The sequence below is a fragment of the Bacillus sp. S4 genome, assembly GCF_040838205.1.
GTDB lineage: Bacteria > Bacillota > Bacilli > Bacillales > Bacillaceae_G > Bacillus_A > Bacillus_A cereus_U.
In genome coordinates this window covers 1-8,363 of the sequence record NZ_JBFPJI010000143.1, presented here as the reverse complement: position 1 = coordinate 8,363, position 8,363 = coordinate 1, and the positions used below count along the sequence as shown (strand labels likewise).

Here is an 8,363-nt window from a genome sequence, read left to right as displayed (position 1 = left end):
GAAGTATATATCACTGTATTTTTTATTTTGTTACTTCCGTCTTTTTTAGCAGTTATTGCAGTGCTTGTTAGGAAAAAGATTTTGATGATCCTTTGTGGAGGTTGGTTATTACCTGGGACTCTGTATTTTAGTGTAGCTGCAATACCTACGTTATGGAATTTATACATTATATTTCTAATGATTTATTTTATATCTACCATCTCCAAAACGTCAACAACTATCACAAGCGATTAAAAGGGTGGATGAATAGGTTTCAAGGAGTAGCAACCAAATACTTGGACAATTACCTTTATTGGTTCAACTTTCTTCAACAAAGCAAAAAATTGGCGGAAAAAGAACAGATAAATCAAATGCTACTTAGTGCCTGTCAAAATTCTAATCAAATCACTGTGAATTTTCTGCGTGAAGTATAAAAAACAGCCATTCCTTAGTGAAACAGCTGTTTTTGTAATTCAATAAAAGCTCCCAGATTGCGGTAGATATTTTTAAATATTATTTTGTTTTTTTTGACTTGATTATAATAAAAGATGGACTTCGCGATTCGTTTATTAAATCTGGCATTTTCTCTATCCCTGCCAAAGTTGATTGTGGTTCGATTATTTTATCCAGCGAAAGCCCGTGTTCAATCAAAGTATTTATTAATGTGGCAACAGTTCTATGATAAATAACCACACTATCGTCAACAAACCAGTTGTGTACTCTGATTCCTTCTTCTTGATAATTATCTAATGCCCAGTGTGATGTATTACCATCCTCAGTTTTTATCCAATGGTTGCTTCCTTTGCGAGCTGTTGCTATTGGATGTTCGGTTGAAAAGATAAATTCACCACTGCTTTTTAATAGTTCATTAATCTTTTGAATCATTGCCGAGTAATTTTCAATGTAATGTATAGAGAGGGAACTTATAATCAGGTCGAACTTTTGATTGGTTAGTCCCATATCCTCCATAGGAAGACACATAAATTCTATGTTATCATCCTGATTTAACTTTTTAGCACGTTCAATCATATTTTTGGATATGTCTACACCTATTACGTTTTTTGCACCATTTTCTATACAATACTTTGAAAAATGACCATCACCGCAACCCAAGTCTAATACCGATTTTCCTTTCAAACACAGAATTAATGATTTGATTGCTGGCTGTTCTATGAAGTCATTAGCGTTTATTCCACTTTCACGCAATGCTGTGTAGTTTTTGAAGAAATTCGGATTATCGTAAATATTTTGTTTCACCTACATCACTCCTCAGATAAGGTTTTCATAGATTAAGCTGACTTCTGTTTCCAAATTATCATACTAACCATAAAAATTTTGTCATCCTTTTATTATAGTAATGGTTTTTAGGAAGATATCTCGAACTCAATACTTTCACAATCCTGCCCGTTTGCTGAATAATCTGCTGTAAATACTATACCGTATTAAGAAAATTAACCTTTATTTTAATTATAAGCAACAATCTTTACGAAAAGAGCCTTTTATTTTTTATTAAGCTATTGAAACGATAGTGAAGGGACGAGAGCGTAATGAAGCGAGAACTATCGAAATTAGCGGATGTACTAGTCAATCATTCGACTAAAGTGCAGCCTGGTGATCATGTGTTAATTCAAAGTGTTACTGAAATAGATCCCGCAGTAGTTCGTGAAATTATTAAGTCTGTGGAAAAAGCAGGGGGATATGCGCATGTATCAATGCGCGATGTTTCTGTTACAAGGCAATTAATTCTATCAGGATCTGAAGAACAATTTAAGTTATTTGCAGATTGGGAGAGTTATCGATTAAGTAAAATGCAAGTTTATATTAATCTCCGTAGTCCTAGAAATGCATATGAATTAGCAGATGTACCGGCAGAAAAAATGAAGTTATATCAAAAGATATTTGGAAAAGCACATAGTGAAGCAGTGTATAAAACGAGATGGGTGACAACTCGCATTCCGAATGCGGCTTCTGCGCAAGAAGCAAATATGAGTACTGAGGCTTATGAAAAATTTTATTATGATGTATGTACGTTAGATTACAAGAAAATGTCCAAAGCTATGGAGCCGTTAAAAGAATTAATGGAAAAGACAAAACAAGTGAGGATTATTGGGGAAGGTACGGATTTGGAGTTTTCTATTGAAGGAATAGGTGTTTTAAAGGGGGATGGTACGGATAATATCCCGGATGGCGAAATATATACAGCACCTGTTAAAGATTCTGTAAATGGAGTAATAACGTTTAACACAGTATCTGTTCAACAAGGTTATGCGTTTCAAAATGTAAAGTTACATGTTAAACAGGGGAAAATAATAGAGGCATATGCAAATGATACAGAGCGAATGAATCGAATTCTTGATACGGATGAGGGAGCAAGATATATTGGAGAGTTTGCGCTGGCTTTTAACCCCTACATACTACATCCGATGAATAATACGTTATTTGATGAAAAAATAAATGGTAGTTTTCACCTAGCGATTGGAGATTCATTAAAAGGTGCAGACAACGGGAATAAATCAGCGATACATTGGGATTTAGTAAACATTCAAAGACCGGAGTATGGCGGGGGTGAAGTTTGGTTCGATGATGTACTAATTAGAAAAGATGGGCGTTTTATTTTACCAGAGTTGTTCGAATTAAATGAAGAGAATTTGAAAAGGTAAAGTATTTTATTGAGATTATGTAAAATAGATTAAAACACAACGTATCAAACTAAGCGATTTATCGTGTGATTTTACACTCATTTAATATTAATAGGTAAATAGAACAATTGGTGCCAATTGTTGAATGGGTATTGTAAAAAAGACAAAATCTCTTAAAAAACACTTAAATTTTTACTCCATCTATCTTTACAATCCCTCCTTATAATATGAATTGGACAAGCAACTAAGAGAACACAGAACATGTCAGTTTATACATTCTATTATTAGGGGGAGAAATTGTATGAAAAAGGCAGTTGCTTCATTAGCTGTTATGGCGGTATTATTACCGACATTTACAATGCACGCGGAAGAGAAAGAGCGAGTAAGAAAAACAGCTACGATGTTTAATGTTATTAGTGACATTCAAGGGGATTTAGGGGATTTTGATCACGTATTAAAAGATATGAATAAAGTAACGCCACTTTCTAGAGCGCTTATTATGAATGGGGATATAACGCCAACTGGACAGCAGTCACAATATGATGATGTAAAGCGTGTGTTAAACAAGAATAAGCATCCGGAAAATGTATGGTCAACTGTTGGGAATCATGAATTTTACGCTGGTAAATGGACAGCTGATGGGAAACTCTCTCAAAATACATGGCCAAATGGTGTAACGGAAGAAACATTGTTTAATCGATATTTAAAATTTAGCGGACAAGATAAGGTATATCATAAAAAAGAGTTAGACGGTTATCCGCTTTTATTTTTAGGAACTGAAAAATATATGAAATACCACGATTCGAAAATGTGGGATGAGGTATATATGAGTGATGAGCAATTAGGATGGTTAAAACAAAATTTAGAAGAGTATAGTCAAAAAGATAAAAATAAACCAATTTTCATTTTCTCTCATCACGTTTTACCGGATACGGTATCTGGATCAAGACAAAATCCGTATTTACAAGATTATTTAAACATTGATAAATTGTACGATATATTAAAGGACTATCCGCAAGTTGTTTTCTTCACAAGTCATACGCATTGGGATTTAAACTTACCAGATTGGGCTGGTAAAAAGAAAATTGAAGGCGGAGATGAAAAAGGATTTACGGTTGTAAATACGGGCGGAATTGAAACAGGCTGGATGTCAGCTGGACCAAATGGTGGCGAGAAGAATGCTCCAGATGGATATTCATTTAAACAAGGACTGCAAGTGAAAGCATACGGTAACGATGTTGTCGTAACGGCTTACGATTATAAACGTGATAAGGATATTAAGAAATTATTAATTAGTGATTCAAAAATTGCGCAAATGGCACCAAATGTAACAGCTGATGATAGTAAAAACGTAATTGCCGGTGCAACTGAATATATGGAGTACTCTATAGAAGGAACGAATGAGTGGCATACGTATAATCCAGGGGACACTCCAAAATTTGATGGAGATAAAATCGTATATGTTCGTCATAAAGGAGAAATGAATTTAGAGCCGGGATTAACACAGCTTCTTCGTTTTTCAGCAAATAGGTGATTGGAGAGAGCCCGCATTTAAATATGTGGGTTCTTTTTTGATTGATGAGAAAGTCTTTCTGTTTGTGATTTTTTGTCGGCAAATCGATATATTAAGAAAATCGTTGATATATTTCAAGTTACGATCGATATATTTGAAAAATCGTTGATATGTTGCAAGTAATGAACGATATATTGAAAAAATCGTTCGTATAATTTCATTCACCGTATTCGAAATTCCCTACATTTTTAATCAGGAAAGGTGACTTCATCATTTTTCCATGTAATAATAGTATGGTTACATTTACTGTGAAAGAGTATAAAAGGAGCGTTATTGATGAATTTAGCTAAATTTCCGAGAAAAAAATATACAGAATCATATACACCAATTGAAAAATTAAACAATTTTTCTGAAGCACTTGGTGGGCCGACTATTTATTTTAAGCGAGATGATTTACTTGGTTTAACAGCTGGTGGTAATAAGACGAGAAAGTTAGAGTTTCTAGTTGCGGATGCACAGGCAAAAGGTGCAGATACGTTAATTACAGCTGGTGGTATTCAATCAAACCATTGTCGTCTCACACTTGCAGCTGCGGTAAAAGAAAAAATGAAATGTATTCTTGTGTTAGAAGAAGGGCTTGAGCCAGAAGAAAAGCCAGACTTTAACGGAAACTACTTCTTATATCATTTATTAGGTGCTGAAAACGTAATTGTTGTGCCAAATGGAACAGACCTTATGGAAGAGATGCATAAAGTAGCGAAAGCAGTAAGTGAAAAAGGAAATACACCATATGTCATTCCAGTTGGTGGATCGAACCCTACTGGCGCAATGGGATATATTGCTTGTGCGCAAGAAATTATGGCTCAATCATTTGAACAAGGAATTGATTTCAGTTCAGTTGTTTGTGTAAGTGGTAGCGCTGGTATGCATGCTGGTTTAATTACTGGTTTTTCCGGAACGCAAAGCAAAATTCCTGTAATCGGAATCAACGTAAGTAGAGGAAAAGCGGAGCAAGAAGAGAAAGTAGCAAAACTTGTAGATGAAACTTCAGCTCACGTTGGTATCCCAAACTCTATTTCACGCGAAGCAGTTACATGCTTTGATGAATATGTAGGACCAGGATACGCTTTACCAACACCAGAAATGGTTGAAGCAGTACAGTTACTTGCGAAAACTGAAGGTATTTTACTTGACCCAGTTTATACAGGTAAAGCAGTAGCGGGACTAATCGACTTAATTAGAAAAGGTAAATTTAATAAAGAAGACAACATTTTATTCGTACATTCAGGTGGCTCACCAGCTTTATATGCGAATACGTCTCTGTTTGCGTAAGTGTGAAAAAAGACGATAGGAAATCCTATCGTCTTTTTTATTTTTTATTGAAAAATAAATTTAAATCAGTTTTATCTGTATCATAAGCTAATGCTTCAGCAATACAATCTTGAATAGTTTCCAATTTAGCTTTTTCAAAGAATGGCACTGAAAAAATATAATCCGATCCAGCCCTTTGAATAATCAATACATTTTGCATACCACTACCTAAAATACCAATTCCGATTAATAGTAAAATGAGTCCGAATATAAAGTTATTTCCTAGGGTATTAAAGGAAATAAGAAGAATAATCAATCCTAATATAATAGGTTTTATTCTATACTGAGAAGAAATCATTGTAGAACTAATATTTTTCAAAGGAATGCTTTGATTATCTTTTCCAGCAGGAATAAATCCTAATATAGTGTTTCCTGTTGATACTTTTACAAATCTTGAATCAACTGAAACAAACCCTTTAATCCAAAAAAACAAAAGTGACAACGAAAAATCTGTTTTTTTCTCCATTTCATCCTCCTAAAATGTAAAATATTCTATTTATAAAAATATCATATCAAATTTTCCGTAAATTGGGAATAGTAACAATTCATTCTTTGCTAGTAATACCTTTTTTCTTCTTTTGCGTGTTCCTTCAACCTTTTCTTTGTTTGTTCTTTTGTTAATAGATGAATAGTAACACGATTTAAAGTTTCACTTTATCTACCATCTTGATGTGTCGTTCTATTGAAAAGTCAAATTTGATCAATTAAATGCGATAAAATTTGGTCAAAAATAATGAAATTTCAGGAAAAATAAGGTACACTAGTCAATGGTTTTGGTTTAAAATCGATGGACGTTAATGTATACGGGGGAAAGATTGATGAACAACAATACAGTAAATGAATCAGTTGAAGAAGTTGATAGAAAACGAGTAAGATCAAGCAAACGTTTTACAAATTGGAAGCTTATCGCAGCGGGTGTTGGTATAATTGCACTTCTCATTGGGGGAATGAGTTATTATCAGGCAACTCACTTCAATTCGAATGTTACGATTAATGACACAAAAGTCGGTGGTTTGAGTGCTGATCAGGCAATACAGAAATTAAAAACATCTGGACTAGCAAACAAAGTCTATGTCGATCAACAACAAATTTTAGATGAAAAAGATACAAAAACGGAACTTACGGAAAAAGATGTGCCTCAAGTTAAGAAACTATTAAAAAGCCAGTGGACATTTTTCCCTTCCGCAAAGGAAAAAAATTATTCATTGCTACCGGAAAAGGCGGATCAGTATCGTAGTGAAACGATGAAAAAACTTGTAGAAGAAAAGCTCATCTCTATGAATGAAAAATTAAAAGCGCCTCAAGATGCTATGGCGAAGCTTGAAGAAGGAAAAATTGTTATTTCGAAGAGTGTTGATGGAAAACAGTATGACGTTACTAGTCTACTGAAAGATTACGACAAGCAGAAGTATAAAAGTGAAATTCATCTGAAGTCTACATACATAAAGCCTATTAAAGAAGACGATCCGATTGTCAAAAAAGAGGAGGAAGCACTACAAAATCTTCTTCAACAGTCCGTTGAGTATAAAGTACAGAATGAAGTTTATCCTTTAAAAGCGAAAGATTTAATTCAAAATGCTTCTATGTCAAAGGATATGAAAGTTACAATCGATGCGAGCGATATTAAGAATAAGATTGCTGAAATTAATAATGCTAAATCAACATTAAATAAAGATTTCGCATTTAAAACTCATTCTGGTTCGGTCATATCAGTAAAAGGGCAAGGCTATGGCTGGGCACTAGATGTTGAAAAAGAAACAAAACAAGTTCAACAAGCCTTTGAGAAAGGCGAAAAATCACTTTCTGCTTCTAATATTCACGGAAATGGTTGGGAGAAGGAAGGGATCGGTTATGAAACAACATCGAATAATGGCATCGGAGACACGTATGCGGAAGTTTCAATTGCAGAGCAACAAATTTGGATTTATAAAGATGGCAAATTAGCAGTCACAACAAATGTAGTAACTGGTAAACATAGCACGAGTGAAGATACATCACCAGGTGTGTGGTACGTCCTATATAAACGAACACCATACACGTTGAAAGGAAGCGCAGTAGGTAAAGCTGATTATGCCGTTAAAGTAGATTACTGGGTTCCATTCACAAATAGCGGTCAAGGATTCCATGATGCTGGCTGGCGAACAAACTGGGCGAATAATGCCTATTTAACAGGGGGATCGGGCGGGTGTGTTAACCTTCTTCCTAATGTTGCAAAAACTGTGTATGATAATTTGAACACTTATGATCCAGTTATCGTGTACTAGAAAATAGCTACTATCAAAAACTTAAACGAATAAACAAAGCAGGAAATTTCACCTGATGATACATGAAAAAACACCTCTTGAATTCGCATATTTAGTGTGCAAATTCAATGGAGGTGTTTTTTGTTTGAAGACAAGAGTTCATTGCCTGTAAAAAAAGAAGTGGAAAGAGATTGAGGTGAAAAATAGGTATTCAAATAGTCAATAAAATTGACACTGAATATCATTTTCATTTATTATGGAATCGTCACATGTAATTGGATATGATTTTTGTGAAAAAGTTTACTTTTTTATTAATATAATAGATTTCTATTAAGGTGTCACATTTAAGAATTTATACGTAGGAAAGGGTAAAATAAAAATGAACTGGAAAAAAGGCGGATTATGGATTATTATTTTTTTCATTGTAAAAGGTACGATTTCTACACTTTTAATAGTTACAGGTGCTAAATATTTTGATTTATCATTTATGCAACTTTTCGTACTAATACTGATCTTATTACTGATTTCTCTCATAAGTCGAAAATCGCTGTATAGACATAAGCAAAATAAAAAACAAAAAGAGCTAAATATATAATGAAGCCCCAGAGACCTTTGGAT

The 8,363-nt window shown here is 34.0% G+C and carries 7 protein-coding genes and 2 pseudogenes; 7 read left to right on the top strand and 2 right to left on the bottom strand.

All coding sequences use genetic code 11. The annotated features are described in order from the left end of the window. Both AB3X48_RS14145 and AB3X48_RS14140 read left to right on the top strand, forming a co-directional pair. Positions 1–234: pseudogene (locus AB3X48_RS14145) on the top strand (hypothetical protein); the annotation flags it as partial. After that, positions 192–413 (top strand): annotated as a pseudogene (locus AB3X48_RS14140) (IS1595 family transposase); the annotation flags it as partial. The pseudogenes AB3X48_RS14145 and AB3X48_RS14140, both read left to right, overlap by 43 nt. Positions 414–492: 79 nt before the next feature. Here AB3X48_RS14140 and AB3X48_RS14135 read toward each other — a convergent pair. Continuing rightward, the gene (locus tag AB3X48_RS14135) at positions 493–1,236 is read right to left on the bottom strand and encodes a class I SAM-dependent methyltransferase (RefSeq protein WP_088099254.1); all 744 of its coding nucleotides are present in this window, start codon (positions 1,234–1,236) and stop codon (positions 493–495) included. 290 nt (positions 1,237–1,526) lie between these two features. Here AB3X48_RS14135 and AB3X48_RS14130 point away from each other — a divergent pair, with 290 nt between their 5' ends. The 3 genes from AB3X48_RS14130 to cuyA all read left to right on the top strand — a co-directional run bounded on the left by AB3X48_RS14130 (position 1,527) and on the right by cuyA (position 5,463). Beyond that, positions 1,527–2,639 (top strand): aminopeptidase, encoded by a 1,113-nt coding sequence (locus AB3X48_RS14130; protein WP_088099253.1) that lies wholly within the window; start codon positions 1,527–1,529, stop codon positions 2,637–2,639. 280 nt (positions 2,640–2,919) lie between these two features. Continuing rightward, complete coding sequence (locus AB3X48_RS14125; RefSeq protein ID WP_088099252.1) at positions 2,920–4,152, top strand: DUF4073 domain-containing protein; 1,233 nt, start codon at positions 2,920–2,922, stop codon at positions 4,150–4,152. Positions 4,153–4,467: 315 nt separating this feature from the next. Continuing rightward, a complete protein-coding gene (cuyA, locus tag AB3X48_RS14120) occupies positions 4,468–5,463 on the top strand; it encodes a D-cysteate sulfo-lyase (RefSeq protein ID WP_088099251.1) in 996 nt (331 codons plus the stop codon). A gap of 37 nt (positions 5,464–5,500) precedes the next feature. On the opposite strand, the gene AB3X48_RS14115 is transcribed toward cuyA, so the two are convergent. Further along, positions 5,501–5,968 (bottom strand): hypothetical protein, encoded by a 468-nt coding sequence (locus tag AB3X48_RS14115; RefSeq protein WP_002110683.1) that lies wholly within the window; start codon positions 5,966–5,968, stop codon positions 5,501–5,503. Positions 5,969–6,320: 352 nt separating this feature from the next. Between AB3X48_RS14115 and AB3X48_RS14110 the strand changes: the two genes are divergently transcribed. Both AB3X48_RS14110 and AB3X48_RS14105 read left to right on the top strand, forming a co-directional pair. Next, positions 6,321–7,766, top strand: a complete 1,446-nt coding sequence (locus AB3X48_RS14110; RefSeq protein WP_133059505.1) for a L,D-transpeptidase family protein — start codon at positions 6,321–6,323, stop codon at positions 7,764–7,766. Between the two features lie 358 nt (positions 7,767–8,124). Beyond that, a complete protein-coding gene (locus AB3X48_RS14105) occupies positions 8,125–8,340 on the top strand; it encodes a hypothetical protein (RefSeq protein ID WP_016105356.1) in 216 nt (71 codons plus the stop codon). The last annotated feature ends 23 nt before the right edge of the window (positions 8,341–8,363 follow it).